This window comes from Poseidonibacter parvus (assembly GCF_001956695.1).
In the GTDB taxonomy this organism is placed as follows: domain Bacteria; phylum Campylobacterota; class Campylobacteria; order Campylobacterales; family Arcobacteraceae; genus Poseidonibacter; species Poseidonibacter parvus.
This window is the reverse complement of record NZ_CP019070.1, coordinates 1751248-1772956: the sequence shown is the minus strand read 5'-3', so window position 1 is coordinate 1772956 and position 21709 is coordinate 1751248. Positions and strand designations below refer to the sequence as shown.

Genomic DNA, 21709 nt, shown 5'->3' with positions numbered 1-21709 from the left:
AATTAATTAATTATCTTTTTTATTTGATTCTTTATAATTACAGGAACAAAGAACATTGATACAATATAAGATATCAATGTTCCACCTATTAACGCAACTCCTAGTCCACCAAAAACAGCATCTGTTGCTAGTAATGAAGATGCAAAAACCATTGTAAGAACTGTAAGTATAATTGGCTTAGAACGTGTTGCTGTTGCTTTTGCAATTGCTTGATTTATACTCATATCTTTTTCAATTACTAACTGCTTTGAAAAATCAATTATTAGAGTTGAGTTTCTAGAGTTTATTCCAATAAGTCCAATAAAGCCAATAAGAGATGTTGCTGTTAAATAGAAAATATCTGCTGTTATTAAATCCATAATTACATGAGCAAATATTACTCCTACAATAGAGATAAAACTAGCAAGAACTATTCCTCCTGAAAGTGCAAAACTTTTGTAATACATTACCATTAAGAAAAATATTAAAACTAATGCAATAATAAAAGCCCCTCCTAAATCAATAAAAGTATCAATAGTAACTTTTAATTCACCATCAAAAACTAAATCGAATTTTTCACTTGTAGTTTTATTTTCAAATGATAGGTTTAACATATCTGTTTTACTTACAATATACTCATTACTCAAATCTTCAAGCATTTGTGTTCTTGCATCTAAAAGTGGATATATCTGGCTATCTTTATTTGTTTCAGCAATTACATTTATCATCATATTTAAATTTTTTGATGTAAGTGTTGGCTCTTTTATTACCTTTTTAATTGTTACAAAAGAGGAAATTGCAATCATGTTTCCGTTACTATTTACAACTTTTAACATCTGTAATTTATTTTCTAAACTATCTATACTTGAGTCTTTTAATAATCTTGAATCATCAAGTCTTAAAAATATAGGTATTTGATTTTCTGCATTATTCTCATTTACAACAGAAATTTCCATACCTTCATAAGCTAAATAAAGTATATTTTTAACTTGTTCTAAACTCACAGCACTTTTTACAATTTTATTATTATCAAGAACTAAATCATATTTTATATAATCTTTATCAGCCATAATATCAATATCAACTAGTGAGGCTTGTTGTTTTAAAATAGTTGCAATTTTCTTTGAAAATTCTCTTCTGTTTTCAAAATTTTTACCACCATATATTTCAGCAACAATAGAAGCTAAAACAGGAGGACCAGCAGGAAGTTCAATGAACTTGATATTTGCATCATATAGTGAACAGTTTGATTGTATTTGCTCTCTTATATTACTTATTAGATTATAACTTGTAATATCTCTATCTTGAGCTTTTTTGATATTTACCATTATTTCAGCTTGTGATTGCTTGTCTTTTAAAGCACTTTGTTTAACTAAAGCTGCAAAATCTAAAGGCTGTCCTTCTCCTATAAATACTGAAATATTAGTAACTAGCTCATTTTTTTGAAGATTTTTAGAAATACATCTTGTAACTTCTTTTGTTTGAAATTTACTAGAACCATCTTTTAAATCTACATAAATAGAAAAAGTATTAGAATCTTTTCCTGGAAGCATTTTTGCTTTTATAATTTCTGTGGGAAAAGTTGCAATGCTTAGAACAAATAAAATAAATGTAATAAAATAAACTAAAAAAGATTTTGTTTTACTTTCTAAAATACTTAATATAAAGTTTTCTAATCTCATTTTTTAGCCTTATAAATTTTTTTAATTAAATATGGAGTAAAAGAGTAAGCTACAAATAAAGACATTACAAGTGATATTGAAACAAATACAGGAAGAGGGTGCATAAATTGACCCATCATTCCACCTACAAAAAACATAGGTATAAAAGTCATTATAATAGCTAGTGTTGCAATATTTGTTGCATTTCCTATTTCATTTGTTGCATTTATTGAAAGTACTGTTATATCTATATCTTTGTTTTCTTTTCTATGTCTATGAATATTTTCTATTACAATAATTGCAGCATCAACTAGCATTCCTAAAGAAACTAAAAGCGCAAATAGTGTAATTCTATTTATTGTTTCATCTAGTAAAAAACCTGTAAATAATGTAAGTGACAAAATCATAGGAACAGCAAGTGATACAATCATAGCTTCTTTAAATCCTAGTGTAAATATAAGCAATATTGCAATTATAACAATTGAAATTAGTAAGTTTTGAACAAGTGAATTTACCGCTTCATTTGCTGTATATCCATCATCTCTAGTAATTGTAAAAGCAATATTTTTTTCTAATAAATCATCTTTTTTTAAAGACATATATTCAAATATCTTTTCATTTATAATTACAGAATTTGAACCATTCAATTTTGAAATACTCATTGTTAATTGATTTATTTCTTCAAACACACCATTTTGATTTTTTTGATATATTTGTGCTTCTTTATCGTTTTGAATATCATAAGTTCTTTGCACCTTTGCTATATCTTTTAAATAGACTGCTACATTATTAGCATATGAAACTATTATATTTTCAATGTCTTTTTCACTTTGTATTGCATTTTTTACTCCAAAAAGTACAATATTAGAGTCTTTTGTATTTCCTTTGATATTTGGAGTTTTATAAGATAGTGCTTGCACTTGCTTCATAACTTGAGCGATTGAAAGGTTATAAGCTGATATTTTATTTGGGTCTATTAAAATATTGTATTGCTCTTTTTTCTCACCTTTTAAATCTATTAATGCAACATTTTGTATTTTATTTATTTGGCGTGTTATTTTATTTACTTCTTTATAAAGTTGTGTTTGAGATATTAAATCTTTTCCATCTTCTTTCATTGAATAAAAAGCAATTGTAGCAATTGGAATATCTGTATCAATATCCATTGTTTTTACAATTGGTTGCATTGCACCACTTGGCATTAGGTCCATATTTCTCATAACTTGATCATAAAGCTTTAAATTTGACTCTTCTTTATCTTGTCCTATAAAATACTGAGCTTGCACAATTCCAACAGAATCCTTTGCAAAAGAATAAATATTTTCAACACCTTTTATCTCTTTTATCTTTTTTTCTAAAGGTTCAATTATAACTTTTTGTATTTCACTTGGACTTGCTCCTGGAAGTGCTACAATAACAGCTCCTCCACTTACTTTAATTTGTGGATTTTCTTCTCTTGGCATAAATACAAGTGAGATATAACCAAGTATTAAAATAAACATACCAAATATAAAAGTAAGAGGGTGATTTATAAATGCAAGTGATAACTTACCTGCAATATTCAAATCTTTATCTATGCTTTTTGAAAACTCTTTATTACTCATAATTAACCTAATTTAGTGGTTTTATTAATAGTTTTGAATACATACCTGGGTAAACTCTGGCATCTTTTTTATCAAAAGAAACTTTTAAAATAAAGGAATGTGTAATAGTATTAACATTTGGAATAATTGCAGAAATTTGACCCTTAGTATTTAAATTTATAGAAGGTATATTTACATCAACTTCTTGATTTAGTTTAATTTTACTTAAATTACTTTCTGAAATATCAGTTTTTATTTTTAAACTTGAAAGGTCTGTTAATATAAAAGCTGGAACCAAAGGCATTGCCATTTCTCCTACTTTTATAGATTTTTTTATAATTAATCCATCATTTGGAGCTTTTATTTTTAAATAACTGTATTGAGAGTTTACTTCTTTTAATTTTGCCTTTGCAATTAAAAGCATGTTTTTTGTATTTACAAGATTTAATTTTAATTGTTCAACATCATATTTGGGAACTAAATCTTGCTTGTACAAACGCTTATATCTATTGTAATTAATATTGATATTTGCAAGATTATTTTCTTGAATTTTTATATTTAATAATGCTTCTTGTTTAAGTGAGTCAATATTTGATGAATCAATTTCATATAATAATTGTCCTTTTTTTACAAAAGAGCCTTCATTTACATAGACATCTTTTATTAACCCCATATTCCTGCTTGTTATAATTTTTTCATTATCAGAGATTACAGAACCTGATAACTCAATATCATTTGCAAAAATATAAATAGATGTAATACAAATTAGTAGTAAGTTTTTTATCATTTTTTCACCTTTTTTGTTTCTTGTGTAAAATCACTAGCAGAGATTAAAGCTATATTTGCTTTAGCTAAAGACTTTTCATATTTTGCAAGGATAAGTTCAGCCTTGCTATTTCTTAAATTTGCTTCTTGTTTTAATAATTCTGTCATTGAAATTAGTTGGTTTTTATACATTAATTCAGATTGTTTATAAATATCACTTGCTAAAAGAACTTCTTCTTTTCTTTCTTTTAGTATTTTTTCTTTTGCTTTATATTCTAATAATGCTTTTTGTAATTGAAGTTTTGTATAATCTTTTAATTTTTCATAATTTAAATTTGCTTGCTTATATTGAATTTTCTTTTTTTCTTTTTCAGCATTTCTTGTATTATCAAAAATAGTATATTTTAATCCAATAACTGCATTGTAATAATCTTTTTCATTTGATAGTGTGAATTTATCATCGTTAAACCCATATTCTAAATGCGAATATACATTTGGGTAAAACTGCGAATTAGCTACTTCAATATTCTTTTTTCTTATTTTTTTGTTTAGCTCTTGCATTTTTAAACTGTTTTTATTATCTAATGCATTTTTGTATAAAACATCATAATCCAAATCAGAAATATTTATATTTTTCAATTCTTTTACATCTGTTATTTCATCATTTGATGTTAAAAATCTTAGGTATTGTAAGGCTAAATCATATTTATTTTCTGCTTGTATTTTTTTCGAATTAATACTTAATTTATAAGCCTTTGCTTGTTTTACATCTATTTTTGTAACTAAGCCTTCTTTATGAAAAGCATTTGCTGTTTTAACTACAAGGTTTATAGATTCTTTTGCTTTATTAACCGCTTTTATAAACTCTTTTGCAACTACTGCTGCATTGTAAGCTTTTAAGACTTCATATGAGAGTTCATTTGTTTTGGAATTATATTTTATTTCATATATCTTTTTTTTCAATTTTAAAATATCTTTTTGATTAGATAGTTTAAATCCTGTAAATAATGGAATATCATAATTTAGTTTTGTGTTAAAGTTGTTTCTAGCTTTTGGATTATTTAGATTATCAGGTGTTATATCTAAACTACTTGATGTTCCATCATATTGAATTGCTCCAAAATCATTAAAGCTAGCTTCTCTTGAAGATAACTTAGAATTAAAAACATAACCTGAATGATTTGTTCTGTTTATTTGTTCTTCAAAAGATAATGTTCCATAAGAAATAGAGTTTATTTTTTCAATATCAAGATTAGATAATTCAATATCAAGTTTGTGATTTTTCAAGTCTTTATTATTTTTAAATGTTTGTTTTAAAGCTTCATCAAAATTCAATGTTTGACTATAAGCTGAAGTTATTAGCAATAATGATAAGAACATCTTATTCATATAATATTTTCCTAAGTAATTTTAGGGTGATTATACAAGGTTTAAACAAAATAAGTAGTAATAATACCATTTTTTAATTATAAAAATAAGTTATATATATTATTTTTATTTATATTATAATTTATACTTATTCTAATTGGCTTTTTAGCAGAAATATTTTCTAAAATTGATATTTTACCTTAAATATAATATAGTTTATAAATTTAAATAGAAGGGGCAAAATATGCCTATTGAAATAAATCAAACAGTAAAGATTTTATTTGAGGTTAGAATTAATGGAGAATTAGTTGATGGAAGTAGAAGTGAAAAACCTTTTGAATTTTCTTATGGAGTTGGTCAGTTAATACCCGGACTTGAAAGAAGAATTATAAATATGAAAGCGGGAGAAGCTGCAAGTTTTAGAGTCCCAGCTGCTGAAGCTTATGGAGAATATAACCCAAGTGCGATTCAAGTTTTACCAATTGAAGATTTTGCAGGTATAGAAGATTTAAAAGTTGGAATGCAAATACAAGGTGAAGATGAAAATGCAGAACCCATTCAGTTAATAGTAAAAGAGATAAATGAAAAAGAAGTAATTATTGATTTAAATCATCCTTTAGCAGGTAAAGATATAGATTATAAAGTTAAAATTGATTCCTTGTTATAATTAAATAATTAAAAAAGTAGTCTAAATATCATGTATTTATTATATAATAACGTTGTTATAAAAGTAGAAAATTTAGAGGACAAGAATAAATGATGAAAATGAATTTTCAATAAACATAAGTATCATTGATATTTTAAATAAAAGTTTTTCAGAATATTTGATAAAAAAAATACAAGAACATAATATTGGTTCAAAACTAGTTCTTGAAATAGTTGAGCAAGAAAATATAGATGATTATGATGAGTTTTATTCATTTTTGAAAAAAGTTAAATCTTTAGGTTGTAAAATTGCAGTTGATGATTTTGGAAGTGGTTACTCAAACTTTGATTATATAATTAAAATGAGTGAATATATTGATTATCTAAAGATTGATGGTTCATTAATCAAAAATATAGTTGATGATGAAAAGTCATTACTTTTAATACAAAGTATTATCTTCTTATGTGCTAAGTTAGATATTAAAACAATAGCTGAATATGTAGAAAATAAAGATATACAAGATTTACTTACAGAACTTGGAATTGATTATTCACAAGGCTATTATATAGCAAAACCAAGTGGTGATTTAATTTAAAGAAAAAATCTATATTTATATTCTAAATTAATTAGATTATTTTCACTTTCAACTCCAACTGTTCCTGGAAGTTCCCAATTATAACCTGTTACATATGATCTTACTCTATCTCCTCTTTTATAAAAATATTTTGTATAGTCGTATGAAAAAGATAGTATTTGATTCCTATGCATATTATAATCAATCCCAAGACCTAAAGATAGCATTGATGTGTCATTAAATGAAGTATAATCAGTAAATGATGGAACTCTCATATGATGTGTATCTGTAAATTCAACTTGCATGTTAGGTGTGTATTTTGTATTTAGTATAAAATATAAATCTTTATACTTTTTTTCTAGTTCTGCACCTAAATAAAACCCTTTGTATACTTGTTCATAAGTTATACCTTTTCCACTAAATGTACCAGTATAAGCTCGTAATTCAGAAGGTAAATCTGAACCTGAATAAATATAAGAACCATCATAAGCTTTAAAAAGTTGTTTTTCCCATTTATAACCTAGGCTCATTATTAGTTTTGTTTTATCATAGATAGTAAATTCTTTATTTATTCCTAAATCTAGGATGTTAACATCTTCTACTACTGTATTATCATGATGTGACCAATCTGTCCAAGTATTTGGTTGGGAATCATATAACCAATCATAATCATCCATTACACCATTGCCATCTTTAATATTTGTTTTATAATTAAAATATAAACCTAAGTCTTTAGTCTTGTGTTCAATTCCAAATCCAAGAAGTTTTACATTATTTGCTTCCCATGTTAATTGACTTATTTTTCGATCATTTGGTCCGTTGTAAATGTATTGTTCTGATTTAGAATTAAAATCTGATAAGGATAGTTTTATCTTTGTATTTTTATTATTGAAGAATGTTTCATCTTTTAGTTTAGAAACCCTTGTGTACTCTTGATTATCTTCAATGATTATTTTTTGTGTCACTTCTTTTTTATTAACAACTGTATTATTATTTAGTTTTGAAAATTTATACTCTGCTTGCTTATCTTTTGAAATTTTACTTATAGGTATATAATTATTATTTGCACTTAAGCTTAGTATTGTAGTACTTATTAGTAAGGTTTTTTTCACTATTTTCTCCAATTTTCTAAAACCTCAAATTTTACCATAAATTACTTGTTTTAATTATAATTATTAAAGTGTAATAAATATATAATAGAAATAAAAAGAGAACTTCAATGAAATTAAAAAAATGGATATTTATATCAATATTATTAGTAATATTTTACTATGCATTTATTGTAAATACCCTTGTAACACTATCAGTGATTTTTGGACTTTATATTGCTTTTAAAGTATATAAATTTTATTCAAAATTTAAATTAAATAAGTTAGTTAATTCAAAAGAGTTATTTAGACAAAATGAATTAGGACTTTTTATTGCACTTGTTGCAAAAGTTGCAAAAGCAGACGGCCGAGTTCAAGAATTAGAAGCTCAACTTATTAGTAATATGTTTGATGATATTTCAAAGCTTTTTAATGAAAAAGAAAAAGCAAGAGCTATTATGAAAGAGATTTTCAATGAAGAAAAATTAAAAGTTGGCGATACAGAACAATTAGCCCAAGCTTTAAATAAAAAACTAGGAAGAACACTACTTAAAAGAAGACAATTTATGGGCTTCTTAATACAGTTAGCTTTTGTTGATAATGGAATTAGTAGCGATGAAGACAAAGTATTACGTGAAATTGCTCAACATTTAAATATAACTTCTCAAGCTTATGACAACATGGTTCAAAAGTTTGAAAATATGAAAAATGCAAAAGCTCAAACTATGAGTATTGAAGAAGCATATAAGGTTTTAGGTGTAAATCCTAGTGATGATATGAATACTATCAAAAAGCAATACAGAAAGCTAGTTAGACAGTATCATCCTGATATTATAAGTTCACAAGATAAAGATGAATCATATTTAGAAGAAGCAACTGCTAAAACTCAAGAAATAAACCAAGCATATCAAGTTATTAAAGATAAATTTAAATAACTTCATAGCAAAAAGGTTTGTAAAATCGTTACTTATACATTTTGCTAATCCCTAAGTGAGTATTTTGCTTTATAATATATTGTGATATAGTTTTCAAAATATTACTAAATCAGTACTAGTAATAGAAAAATATAAAACCTACTCATTAGATGAAAATGAAAAAACAACAATTGCTAGAATAGAAAAAGATTATGAAGGTTGTTTTTGGATTGCACTTGACAGTCAAGTGTTAATGTGATTTAGAATGGGATTAAGATATCCAAACTCCTAAGAAGAAGAATGGATATAATTATAAACGTATTTCTTAATAGTTGGTTCCATCCCAAATAAAACTTCTTGTAATAGTTTCATTTGTATAGCTATCAACTAATGTATAAATACCAGTCCAATAGTTTGCTGTTTCATTATTGTTTAATGTATATCCTAATTGAATAGATTCATAAGGTTCTAATATTCCATTATTAAGTAAAGCTAAATCACTTGTTGAAGATCTTATTGTTTCGACATTGTTATAATAGCTTTTTATTTCGAATTTGTTTACAATGAAATTTCTATTTAAGATATTGGATACTTTAAAGTATAATTGACTACCTGCCGCTAATGTAACAGTAGTTGTAGTATTGATTGTTGCAGAAGAAATACTTTTTGAAGAACCAACTTCCTCCATTGGTAAGATAGAAGAATAATCATTTGGTTCATATACTATGGCATCATCTTTAATACATCTAATATTCATACCTCTTGCATAATCTGTCGCTTTACTCATAGACGATATTAGATCATCTGAAAAATATAACATTCCTTTATTTGTCCAATAATATCCATAATGCCCAAACTGTAATACTGTACCACTTTGTCTCCATCTCATACCACCACTTGGTAACTTAAGAAAACTATTAAAGACATCAGTTTTTCCTAGTACCATTGAATAAATAGAACTTGTATTTATTCTAATGTCTTCTGTTACTAATTCAAATCTAAGCTCTTCATTTGTAGGAATTCTAAATCCAGAAGGACAAACAGAAGTACCATCAGTTTGCGACCAAAAATCACTTCGTAGTGATCCATCACTATCTACACCTCCTATAATCCAATCACTATCAGAACGAATGAATGTATTATCTAAATTATATAATGTTGTAGCTAATGGTCCAGAATATGAAGAAGATATAGGACTTGAAGTTTTCTCATGTCCATCAGAAGATCTACCCCATTGGAAGTAATCACCAATACAATTATAGATATTTGAAATGTCATTACAAACTTCTTTTGCTCCAATATTTCTATCTAACCAAGTTTTTCCAGTTATGTCTGAATTTACTATATCATAAACCTCATAGGTATGTATAATAGAAGATTTATTAGAGGAAGAGTCAGTAGCACTATATTCTATTTCATATATTCCTGCAGTATTAAAATCAACTATTTCATGTGATGAAACGGTAATGTTGTCATTATTATCAGTTGCTGTAACACTCTCATAAGCTAAAGAAGTTCCAACTATAGTTCTAAATGTCTTATTTGTACTACTTAAAGTTGGAGCTGTTGTATCTGGAATAATCTCATTAACATCATTGATATGAAGAGTGATATTTTGAGTTGATTGATTATTGGAACTGTCAGTAGCTATTGCATCAATAGAATATAAATTCTTTGTTTCATAGTCAGGTGAAATAATAAAAGATATCTCCCCAGTGATTGAATTTATACGAAAGGAAGTGGCATCTAAACCACTTAATCCATATATTATTGATGAATTATCTGTAGCTGTAACTGTTAACGCTGAGGTTTGATTTTCATCAACACTTATACTTGATTGTGAAGTAAATACTGGAGCTATAGTATCTGGTTCATCTTGAACTAAAAATTCAATTAAAATATCAGTATTCCCACCATCATTTGATAAAGTATTTCCTGCAAAATCTTTTAGTTTTGAACTAATTACAAATTCATAAGATTGAGAATAATCTAAGTCACTTCTTGGTGTTATTGTAATTACTTTATTTTTAGCTTCTATTTTTATATCAACATTAGAACTATTTAAATCATTTGTTAATATAAAATATTCATTTGTAATATATTCTTTTGGAATAGTTTCTGAAAATGTTAATACTATTGATTGTTTAATCGATACACCAAAAGTTCCATTTACAATTGAACTACTAATTAATTCAGGTTCAGTAGTATCTGATATCTCACCAAATTGTTTTAAAGAATTCTCAATATGTGTTTTTACATCTTCATCTGATAGTGGAGTAAATCCATTATTAGTAAGAACTGTATTCACATCAAGTGCATCAATACTTTGTGTTGAACTTTCAAACTTATCAAAATCACTCTTTAAAATTTCAATTTCATCTGTTAAAGGATCAGAATCTAATGATTGAAGTAAATTAGCTATTTTAAGTAATTTAGAATCAGTAGTATTTGTTCTTTCAAGTCCAATTAAATCTTGAAGAAAGACTTTATTATCAGAAGTCATAGAGTTTAACTCTCCAATTTTTATTCCACCTAAGTAAAATTCTACTAAACCAGATGTATATGGAAATTTACCATCTGTATCAGTAAAGCCTGTATCTGAACCATTTATATATTTAACACCTGAAACAGTATTATCAATTAGAGTTCCTGTACTAGATGTGATAGAAGAAGAACTACTTCCATCACTACCTCCACCTCCACATCCTATTAATAGACCTGCAGTTATTGTTGATAAAATTAAACTATTTAATATTTTCACTTATTTTCCTTGTGTTTGATGTAATCATTATTATCCCTAATGATCTAATTTTTGCTTCGCTTTTATAGTCAATATTATTTTAATACCCAAATACCAGCAGCAGCATTTATTTTTGTAGCTAGTTTTATAGTTGAATCATTTTCTATTTGTTTTATATACGTACTATTTGATGAATAAGCTTCCCATGAGTTACTTGTACTATTAAAAATCCATACTATTGAAGCATTATCAAATATTGTTAAGTCCATAATTTCACTAGGACTTGAAATATTATGCCAACCACTTGAAAGAGCATCTATTTTAGCTTTTGTTAATGGTTCTTTTAATTCTAATCCAAATGATGATGGACTTGAAAGAACTATCTGTTTACCTTGTTCTACTGCACTACTAACAGCTGTATCTTTGTCAGCAATAGTAATAAGTCCAAATGTAGATGGATTGGCTGTAACATTAGCTTGACCAGTTGTAATAGCACTAGCAATTGCTATATCACTAGCTGTTTTTGTAATTAAATTAAACTCAGTTAAGTTGTCTTGAACATATTGTTTACCAGTTGTAATTCCAGAAGTAGTTGCAGCTTGAACATCAGCATCTCTTGTTGTTGTAGTTACTAGATTAAATTCAGCTAAGTTATCTTGTGCATATTGTTTACCAGCGATTAATCCATCATTGTATCCACTTGTTTGAGATAAAGAAACTAAGCTATCAGATTGTGCTTTAGTAATTAAATTATATGATGAAGGATCGGAAGTTACGTTATTTTCACCTGTTGTTATTCCTGAACTTGTAGATGTAGATTCTTTATCACTTATAATAGCTATTATTTCATCATAATATTGAGAGTCAATAGCTTTTATCAGCTTCTGTTCATTTGTCATACTTGCAAAGTCAAGTTCAGTAATTATGATTTCTTTTGATTGTATTGAGAATTCGCCTTCACTATCTGTAATTTTTACTTTTACTGTATAAGTTCCAGCAGTATTGTAAGTATGAGTATTTGATGTTGTCCATGTCTCATTGTTTTCAAAGTCATAAGATACACTGTTTATATATCTTCCATCTGTTAAAGTGTAATTTGTAGTGAAAGTAAGTTCGTTTAATTCTTGCGTATTACCAGTGTATGTAAATGAATTAATAGTTGGTCTTGTTGTACTAAACTCATATGGTCCTATATCAATACTAGCTCCAACTATTCTGGCCTTTCCATCTAGGTCTGTTGTAGGTAGATTGAGCCCTTCTATAGTCGTAGTTCCTGCATCTATTAGGTCTGATGTTGGAGTTAAATGATAATCTCCATTGTCTTCATCTACAAAGCCTAGTGTGGTATAGATTGTATGATAATTTTCAACAAATGAACCCATAACTTTTTCGGAGTTGAGATTACTAAACAAGACTGTTGGAAAGCTAGAATCTGATCCATTGAAAATATCATAAGTTTCATTACTAAAAAATGTATTTTTAATTGTTGCAGAACCAAGTGTCTGTATAGCTGTTTGATTATCTATAAAAATATTCCCAATTGAGACATCATCCCATAATTTCAATCCTGTTGAGTTATTAATAAAAAGACTATTAATAGAGTTACCAGCAAATCCAATGTTATCATTGTCCTTTACAATAGAATTATATAAATTACCTGTACCAGTATATGAACTTTGTGGTCCTTTATTATTAATAAAATAAGAATTTTCTATAGTTGTAGCGCTAACTGCTGCATTAGCATTAGTTGTAGAAACTTCATTAGATTCAAAATAACAATTAAAAACTTTATCTACATTCTTCAAACCACCAGTAGCATTTGACCCAGTGTGAGTTGATGTAGCTTTATTATTAGAAATATTAGAATCATATATCTCAAAATTTTTACTATATTCAGTATATACCCCTCCTGTATTATCTCCTATATTATTTAAAATTTTTGAATTTCTAATTATAATATTTTTAGCTTGTATGCCACCTACAAATGCATTTATATTATTATTTATGGTACTTGAAGTTATAGAAATATCGTGTGTAGAATAAATACCTGCAGCACCACTATTATTGCCATTACCATTTTGAATACTAAGTTTTTCTATATGAATATTACTTTGACATTCACCTAAGAATTCTATAACTCTATTTGTTGAATTACCATCTAAAAAAGTTTCATTATCATCACTTCCTCTTAAGGATATATTTTTACAATCTTGATTTAAAAAGACAAATGTACCCTCTCCATCATCTGTAGTCTTATAAGTACCATCAGCTAAAATAATAGTATCATTCTCACCATTTGTAGAAGCAGTGCTAAGTGCAGTTCTAAGCTCTGGTGTTGTACTTACATTGAATGTTGCTGAGAATAAAGATCCAGCTAATATAGTTGTTAATAAAAATATCTTTTTCATTGATTAATTTCCTTGTAGTGTTGGCATCATTGGTGGTTGTGGTAATACTGTATTTGTAGGTATTACTAAAGCACCTGTATCTTTGATAGTTAAGTTAAATGCTTTTGTAACTGATTTACCATTTGAACTAGCCGTTATTGATATAACATCTGTTCCATATTTGTTTACTATTGGTGTGATTGTTAATACATTTAATTCTACTGCTAGAGTATATAAATCATCAGTATTTTGTGATGCAGCTGTATATGATACTTCTGTTCCATCTAAATCTGTTGCATTTAGTGTTAATGTATAAACTGAATCATTTTTATTTAAAGTAATATCTGCTAAGTCATTCATTATTGGTGTATTATCATCTAGGTTATTAATAGTAAGTAATAAGTTTAAAGATGATCTCTCTTTACCATCATTTACTATTAATTGTAGATTATAAACATTGTCATTGTTTGCATCCATTGCGTTCTCATGATCAAATGAAATAGATGTTAACTTTGATGTTGTGCTGTTATATGCAAAATGATTTTTATCTACTCCACTTAGAGTATAAGTTAAAGTGTCACTATCATCATCTTTTGCCAAGATAGATAAATCTAAAGTAGCATTTTCATCTAATGAAATAGTTTTTGAAGTGATTTTATCTGTACCATTTAGAAAATAGGGTGCTGTATTTGTAGCTATAGCTTCACCTTGGTTAAGTAAAGTACTTACATCTGGTATTGTAACCTTTGTTAATATATCAGTACTTGTAGCATTATTGATTATAGTATAGGCATCATTCATTTGTATTTCAAATGCATTCTGAATCTCGTCTAATTTTGTTATATCAATCGTTGTATCAGTTGATAAGATAGTTAAATTTGTTTTTATCTCATCTGATTGTTCTACTATAAAAGTTTTCTCATTACTTGGAATAGTTATAGATAAATCTGTTTCAATATTAGTTAAAACCTTTGAAATATCAATTGTATTAGTTTCTGCTATTTGTTTAACCAATGCTTCTGTGATACTATTTTGTTGCTCTATAGTTAATTGTGTACTTAGATTCTTTTGTGAACTAGTTTTTATTAACTCTTTGATTTGTTGAATCTCTTGAGCTTTTGCAAAAACTTCTGTGTTTTTCATAGGATCATTATCTAATTGAGCTGTAGTTAATCCTAATGCAGTAGATATAGTATCTCTTGAGCTAAGTAAAGCTGATTCATCTTTTGTAGTACTTTGTAAAAAAGAAGTAGCTACTAAATCAGTTAATGGTGAAATAGTCAAAGATTCACCACTATTTATAGTATTTGAATCAAAAACATTCTTTAACTCACCATCAAAAGCTTTTCCTGTAGCCGTATCAATACCACCTATTGAAATTACAGGGTAAAGTTTGTTTGTTTCCACTTCTACATCTTTAAAAGTAAAAGTTCCATCTTCGAGTGATTGTGTTAATGGTTCAGTTGTATCACATAATCCATTTGAGTTTATATCTAAGCAAACAGTAGCATCTTTGATGTAACCATCAATAATCGTACCTGATAAAGATTTGAGTGATGAAGAACTTGATGAAGAACTTCCACCACCTCCACAAGCTATCAAGAAAGATGCAGTTATACTAGAAATCAGTATGTTTTTGAAGTTTTGCATTCATTACCTTATTGTCTATTTTGTGTATAAGTATATCTAATTAAATAACTTTAAGAATATCATTTTCTTATGTCAATTACATGTCAAATCATCATGATGTAATTTATACAACTATTTGTTATGAGTAGTGTATTTTTTTAGTTATTTTAGTATAACAATAAGTATTAAAATTTCAAATATTTTTTAACTGAAGCTATCTTGATGTATGAAAATAGTAAGTTAGGAGAATGTTATTCTTAAAATATGAGAGCTATAAAGTATCTATTATATAGATTTAAGAGTTCTATTTGGACTCTTAACAGAGTGTTAAGAATGTGATGAAAGTGTGCTGTAATTAGTGAAAAACACCCAAAATCATACGAAATTGAGTGTTTATACTGCTATAAAAGTATCTTCATTTTAGCAAGTAAATGGTGTTAATAATTGAGTGGAATTTCGATTGCTAAAATCTCTGTACGTATCATAAAATCGTCACTTAAACGATTGGGCTAGATTTCCAATAATTAACTGCCATCCATCTATTACAATAAAGAAGATGATTTTTATAGGTAAGGATATCATAACAGGCGGTAACATCATCATCCCTAGAGACATTAAAATGGAAGCTACAATAATGTCTATTACTAAGAATGGTAAAAATATCAAAAAGCCTATTTCAAAGGCAGTCCTAAGCTCACTTACAATAAATGCAGGCATTAAAAGAGTTAATGGCACATCATCGATATTTTTAGGATTTGGTTCTTTTTTAATACGGTAAAATAGGGCAATGTCTGATTCTCTTGTATTTTTTATCATAAACTCTTTAAAAGGCTTAATTCCTCGCTCAAAAGCTAACTCATAACCAATCTTTTTTTCCATATAAGGAGCAACACCATCTTCCCAAGATTTCTTTGCATAAGGTTCCATAATAAAAATAGTTAATATCAAAGCAAGAGAAATTACAATTTGAGTTGGTGGTGTAGTTTGAAGTCCCATTGCTTGTCTAAGCAGTGAAAAAACAATTACGATTCTAGTAAACGATGTTACCATTAAAATAAGTGAAGGTGCTAGTACAAATAGAGTTAAAATAATTGCAATATTGATTGTTTTTACAAATTGTGCAGGATCATCAAGTGCTGCAACTGAAAGATTTACAATAGGTGCTGTATCTTCTGCAAATGCATATACAGTAAAAAGTAATAATGTTAATAATAGTTTCAAAAAAATTCCTATGTAAAAATTAAAATAATAATATCAAAAAAACAATTAAGTCATGATTTCAAGACTTTAGTCTCTACTTTTGATATATTCCATCTCATAAAGTTTGTCATATATTTTACTAACAATTCCACCTGCAGCTTCACCACCATGACCTCCATGTTCAACTAATGCAGTTACAACATATTTGGGGTTTTTATAAGGACCATAAGTAGTAAGCCAAGCGTGTGATCTATGAAAGTATTTCAGTTCACTTTCTTTCATTCTTACTTTCTCAGACTGTGGAATACTTACAACCTGAGCTGTTCCTGTTTTCCCTGCAATTGTAATTTTTGATTTTATATGTCTTGTTGCAGTTCCTTTAGCATGATGTGTTACATCATGCATCCCTTGTCTTAGCATACTAAGCTCTTTTTCTGGTATTTTTAAATCTTCAGGTTCTTCATAATTTGCTTTATAAAAGTGTGGTTTTGGAAGTTTTCCTGTAGCTAAAAATGCAGTATATCTTGCCATTTGCATTGGAGTTACAAGCATATTCCCTTGACCTATTGACGTAATTACAGTCTCACCTACATACCAAGGTTGTTTGAACTTCTTTTGTTTCCATAATTTATTTGGGTTTACACCAAAAAACTCATTTACTTGGTCAACTCCTGTTTGCTTACCAAAACCAAATTTATCTAATGTTTGAGATATTTTATTAATACCTACTTCTAAACTTCCTTTATAAAAGAAATCATCACAACTCTCTCTTATTGCTTTTCTAAAAGTCACTTTTCCATGACCTGAACTTTTCCAACATCTAAAATTTCTATTTCCAATTCGTATAGAACCAGAACATTGAACAGTAAAGTTTTCATCTAAACCATTTTCTAAGAAAGATAATGCAACACCCATTTTTATAATAGATCCAGGAGGATATAATCCATTTATTAGTTTGTTTGTAAAAGGATGATTTAAATCATTTCTCATGATATTCCACTCTTTTACGGAAATTCCTGATGCAAAAATATTATTATCAAATTCAGGCATAGATGTAGCAGATAAAATTTCACCATTATTTGCATCCATAACTATAATAGCACCACTTCTTTTACCAAATATCTTTTGTATATATTTTTGAAGTTCAATATCAAGTGAAATTTTTATACTATTATCAATTGAAGGTTCTTTTTCATCTAAAGTTTCAATCTCTTTATTTAAAGCATTTACCTTTACATCTTTGTAACCAATTTCCCCTTGAAGCTTATCATTATAGAATTTTTCTAAACCATTTTTACCAATTATTCCGTTATGAGCTGAGAGTTCATTTTTTAAAATATCTAATCTTGAAGCTTTTCCAACATAACCAATAACATGAGAAGCTGCTTTTCTATATGGATAAAATCTCTTTACAGCAGACTCTACTTTAATAGTATCTTTTGATGAAAATAGAGTGTATTTTGGGAAAAACTCTTGATATGGCAGATAATCTACTACTTTTACAAAATCATGATTGTATGCTGAATCTTTTCTGTTATAGGCTCTTAAAAGTTTTTTCTTTTCTTGTTTTGGAAAATGTTCTACTATTAAATCTATTGCATCATTTAATTTTTCTTTATTTTTTTTAGATTTTAAATGAGGTTTTATCAAAATTGAGAATCCCATTTGATTTACAGCTAACTTATTGCCATTTCTATCTTCAATAATACCACGAACAGGAATTTTCTTAACTCTACTTATATAATTTCTTTTTGATAACTCTTCATAATAAGTATTTGATTTAATACTTAAAAAATATACTCTTGATAAAAGAGTAATCATAATTACAAAAATAAAAATAAAAATTAGGTTTAATCTATTAGTCAAATAAACACTCCAAAAAATAATAAGTCGATTATAATATTAACAAATATTATAGCAATAAAACTATCAGACATTCCAATTGTCATTACCCAAATAAAAAAAACACCTAAATAAAAAATTAAAATATAAATATATTCATTTAAAGAGCTAAAAGACATAATTCTATGTGTCTTTGGAATAATAAATATATAAATAAATAGTGACAACAAGGTCAAAGAAAAGGGTTTTAATCCTGAATTAATTTCAATAAAAAAGAATGTGAGTACTACAAATAACAATGAATATAAGTATTTTCTTTTCAAACACGTATAAAATGCAACAAAAGTCACTCCTGCAAGCATAATCAATAAAAAATGAATCGAAGATATTGTATTAATAGTAATTGCAACTAATAAAAATGTAAATAGAAATATAGGATTATCTAAATTGTTTCGAGTCATAATATTATAGTACTTTTGATTAATTTATCGCGATTATATTATAAAGAATCTTATAGTTATATTCAAACTAAATTTTGTTCTTATCTTCATAATTTTTTTGGAACTGTTTATTTTTATTTGATAAATCATAAATAAAAGAAAATATTTCAGCAACTGCTTTATACATGCTCCCAGGTATTTCTTTATCTATATCTATTTGTGATAAAAGTTCAACTAAATCTTCATCTTTTTTTATAGGAATATCATGTTCATTTGCAAGTTTAATAATATTAGTAGCAGTTTGACCTTTTCCTTTTGCAACTAAACTTGGAGCACTATCTTTTTCCATGTCATATTTAAGTGCAACTGCTTTTTGAGTTGTTACATTATTTATTTCATTTATATTCTTTTCTTCCATGATTAAACCCTTATATCAACACTAGTCAAGTTTTGATTGTTATATGGATTTACAAATGCTTCAGTTTTTATATCTGTTTGACTTTTTTCATTTTCTTCTTTTAAATCAAGCAGTTTAATATTAACTGGAATTAAATCTACTTCATTAAGAGCAATTTTAAGATTTTGAAGGTTCTCTTTTACTGCTGTTTTAAAATGATCTCGTTGAGCAGAAATTGTAATGTCAATTTTATTTTTATCATACATGGCAAGCATTAAATCAACTTTTCCAAAATCTTTTAATGTTAAATTTATTTGACAATAAAATTTTTCTTCATCAGTTTTTTTCATATTTATAGAACCATCTTCTAGCATATCCCACAAAAAAGGTACATAAACACTATTTGAATTTCCTGTATGAGATAAAAGCTGATGGTAATCAATCTGGGTAATCATTTTGTCAACTTGCTTAAACATCTCTTGTGATTTTGCATCTGTTTTAGAAGCTAATTCATCGCTCATTTGTAATAAAATTGATTTCATATCACTTGATAAGGGATTTGTTTCATTTTTTGAAATCATTTGTGTATTTGGATTTATAATATTTTCTTTTAATATAACTTCAATTTTATCAATAGCTTTTAATAAGTTATTTTGTGCATTATTGTTATTTTGGTTAGTAGCTAAATTTGTAATATCTTCTTTCATTGACATTAATAATGTATTTAGATTTGATGAGAAATTACTTGTAAAAGTACTAATATTACTAGCAATATTACTTTGTAAATTAGAAATTGGATTATCAATTTTTGAAAAAAGTGTTGTAATATTTTCTAGTTTTGAAATCATTTGATTAGCTGCTTTACTATCAAGACCACTCATATTTGATAGTTCAAGTTTTAATTGTGATAAGTTTTGTTTTAAATTATCAATCAATGATGCTTTATCATTTACAATTGATTGTGAATTTAAAACTTTTTGCTCAAGATTATTAATATCATTTGTAATATTTTTTAAATTTAAAACTAAAGAAGAGATATTAGAATTTAAATTACTAGCATTTTTTATATCACTTGAGTTCATCAATTGATTAAGTAAAACTTTTGGCTCAATTAACTTATCATTTTTAGCAAATAAATCATTTGTTTTAATTAAAGTATCTATTTGACTTAAAAGATTTTTAGTTTGATTTGAAGGATTGTTTCCTAAAACTTCATTTTTAATTTGTGATAATAACTCTTTTGCTTGATTATTAATTGTATTTTTATTATCTAATAATTGATTTGAGTTTGTATTTTGAAGTTTTGATTCGATTAAGCTTGCTTTATCAATCATGGAACTAAGCTGATTTGTTAAATTTGATAGGTTTTGAGTTGTTTTACTCGATAAACTATTACTTAAATCTTGTAAAGAAGTAAGTAGTGTTTTCATATTTGTTAATTGATCGCTATTTGAATTTGTATTTTGTGTAAGTTTTGTAATCAAATCATTAACCACTTTAGCTTGAGTTGTATTTAAATCTTTTGTAATATTTTGTATTTGATTTAATAACTGCTCAACCTTATTTGGTAAACTTGAATTATTTGAGCTGTTTTGAGCTATTTTTGATTCAAGAAAAACACCTGATTTATTTATTTGTTCTTTTAAAGTGTTTTCATCTAAGCTGTTCATGTTCTTTAAAAAGTTTTGTAACAAAGGTTTGAATTTACTTAAATTACTATCTTCATCAATTTGATCTAACAATGTTGATGTAGAACTTGAAAAAGAACCTAAATCTTTAAATGCAGATGAGTTTTTTAACATACTTTCTATATTTGTATTTGATTTAGCACCACTTTTTGCCTGTTCAAATAAATTTTTTAATACATCAGCAGGAGAGGATGATTTGTTTTGTACCATATTTTGAAGGGTTTTTGTATCTGCTTCTTTTAGTACAGTTTCAAGAGCTTTATTCTCTTTTGCTATGAGTATATTTAGTGTTGGGTTTTGTGATACTACCATACTTGTAGTATAACATAATAGAATAAATTATACTTTTTATATTAAGAACTTTTAATATACAATAAGAAGAACAAAATTATTCTAAGGCTTTTAGATGAAATATGAGGTTACTATTCCTATTGATGGTTTTGAAAATGAAAAAGAGTTCTTTTTTCAAAAACTAGATGATTTCTTTTCTACAATCACAGGTGTAGAAAATGAAAAAGAGATTAAATTAATGAGCTTTGGAGCTTTAAAAAATATAATCTTCACTTTGCCAGATGAATTTATTTGCAAATTAGAAATAGATGAAATAAGTGATATTTCTATTTATTATGTGTTTGTTCTTCAAACTAATAATAACGACAATTCTTTGAATACTTTTTCTCCAATAGTTTTAAATAATAAAAAATATAAAATGGGTCAAATCCACTTAGATGCAAATGATTTAGGTTTAGAAAACTTTGATGCTTTACTTCCAAAATTATGATTTAATAATTTTTATGATAGAATCTTA

General features: G+C 26.6%; 16 protein-coding genes. 4 read left to right on the top strand and 12 right to left on the bottom strand.

Features of this window, described 5'->3' with window-relative positions:
- Nucleotides 1-2 precede the first annotated feature (2 nt).
- The 4 genes from LPB137_RS14760 to LPB137_RS08785 are packed head-to-tail and all read right to left on the bottom strand — an operon-like array spanning nt 3 to nt 5377.
- Nucleotides 3-1661 (bottom strand): efflux RND transporter permease subunit, encoded by a 1659-nt coding sequence (locus LPB137_RS14760; protein WP_076087150.1) that lies wholly within the window; start codon nt 1659-1661, stop codon nt 3-5.
- Nucleotides 1658-3244, bottom strand: coding sequence for an efflux RND transporter permease subunit (locus LPB137_RS14755; protein WP_076087148.1), 1587 nt, complete (start codon nt 3242-3244; stop codon nt 1658-1660). The genes LPB137_RS14760 and LPB137_RS14755 overlap by 4 nt, the downstream gene beginning before the upstream one ends.
- Before the next feature lie 7 nt (nt 3245-3251).
- The gene (locus LPB137_RS08790; protein WP_172802476.1) at nt 3252-4010 is read right to left on the bottom strand and encodes an efflux RND transporter periplasmic adaptor subunit; all 759 of its coding nucleotides are present in this window, start codon (nt 4008-4010) and stop codon (nt 3252-3254) included.
- Nucleotides 4007-5377, bottom strand: coding sequence for a TolC family protein (locus LPB137_RS08785; RefSeq protein WP_076087146.1), 1371 nt, complete (start codon nt 5375-5377; stop codon nt 4007-4009). Before LPB137_RS08785 ends, LPB137_RS08790 begins: the two co-directional genes overlap by 4 nt.
- A 223-nt stretch (nt 5378-5600) precedes the next feature.
- Here LPB137_RS08785 and LPB137_RS08780 point away from each other — a divergent pair, with 223 nt between their 5' ends.
- The gene (locus tag LPB137_RS08780) at nt 5601-6023 is read left to right on the top strand and encodes an FKBP-type peptidyl-prolyl cis-trans isomerase (protein ID WP_076087144.1); all 423 of its coding nucleotides are present in this window, start codon (nt 5601-5603) and stop codon (nt 6021-6023) included.
- 85 nt (nt 6024-6108) lie between these two features.
- A complete protein-coding gene (locus LPB137_RS08775; protein ID WP_076087142.1) occupies nt 6109-6597 on the top strand; it encodes an EAL domain-containing protein in 489 nt (162 codons plus the stop codon).
- On the opposite strand, the gene LPB137_RS08770 is transcribed toward LPB137_RS08775, so the two are convergent.
- On the bottom strand, nt 6594-7688 hold the full coding sequence (locus tag LPB137_RS08770) for an omptin family outer membrane protease (RefSeq protein ID WP_076087140.1): 1095 nt from the start codon (nt 7686-7688) through the stop codon (nt 6594-6596). The two genes, LPB137_RS08775 and LPB137_RS08770, sit on opposite strands and share 4 nt — an antisense overlap.
- 107 nt (nt 7689-7795) lie before the next feature.
- Here LPB137_RS08770 and LPB137_RS08765 point away from each other — a divergent pair, with 107 nt between their 5' ends.
- On the top strand, nt 7796-8599 hold the full coding sequence (locus LPB137_RS08765) for a TerB family tellurite resistance protein (RefSeq protein ID WP_083657206.1): 804 nt from the start codon (nt 7796-7798) through the stop codon (nt 8597-8599).
- 304 nt (nt 8600-8903) lie between these two features.
- Here LPB137_RS08765 and LPB137_RS08760 read toward each other — a convergent pair whose 3' ends face one another.
- From LPB137_RS08760 to LPB137_RS08725, 7 genes are all read right to left on the bottom strand, one after another.
- Entirely contained in the window at nt 8904-11339 is a 2436-nt protein-coding gene (locus LPB137_RS08760; RefSeq protein WP_076087136.1) for an Ig-like domain-containing protein, read from the bottom strand.
- Between the two features lie 74 nt (nt 11340-11413).
- Nucleotides 11414-13726, bottom strand: a complete 2313-nt coding sequence (locus LPB137_RS08755; protein WP_076087133.1) for a PKD domain-containing protein — start codon at nt 13724-13726, stop codon at nt 11414-11416.
- Nucleotides 13727-13729: 3 nt separating this feature from the next.
- Entirely contained in the window at nt 13730-15355 is a 1626-nt protein-coding gene (locus LPB137_RS08750) for a hypothetical protein (RefSeq protein WP_076087131.1), read from the bottom strand.
- Nucleotides 15356-15826: 471 nt separating this feature from the next.
- Nucleotides 15827-16555 (bottom strand): flagellar type III secretion system pore protein FliP, encoded by a 729-nt coding sequence (gene fliP, locus LPB137_RS08745; protein WP_076087129.1) that lies wholly within the window; start codon nt 16553-16555, stop codon nt 15827-15829.
- A 66-nt stretch (nt 16556-16621) separates the two neighbouring features.
- Nucleotides 16622-18400: a penicillin-binding protein 2 gene (gene mrdA / locus LPB137_RS08740; protein ID WP_156981737.1), complete on the bottom strand. Its 1779-nt coding sequence runs from the start codon at nt 18398-18400 to the stop codon at nt 16622-16624.
- 504 nt (nt 18401-18904) lie between these two features.
- Entirely contained in the window at nt 18905-19234 is a 330-nt protein-coding gene (locus tag LPB137_RS08730) for an EscU/YscU/HrcU family type III secretion system export apparatus switch protein (protein WP_076087123.1), read from the bottom strand.
- 2 nt (nt 19235-19236) lie between these two features.
- Complete coding sequence (locus LPB137_RS08725) at nt 19237-21213, bottom strand: flagellar hook-length control protein FliK (RefSeq protein WP_076087121.1); 1977 nt, start codon at nt 21211-21213, stop codon at nt 19237-19239.
- 94 nt (nt 21214-21307) lie between these two features.
- Here LPB137_RS08725 and fliW point away from each other — a divergent pair, with 94 nt between their 5' ends.
- Nucleotides 21308-21682, top strand: a complete 375-nt coding sequence (fliW, locus tag LPB137_RS08720) for a flagellar assembly protein FliW (RefSeq protein ID WP_076087119.1) — start codon at nt 21308-21310, stop codon at nt 21680-21682.
- Nucleotides 21683-21709: the final 27 nt, after the last annotated feature.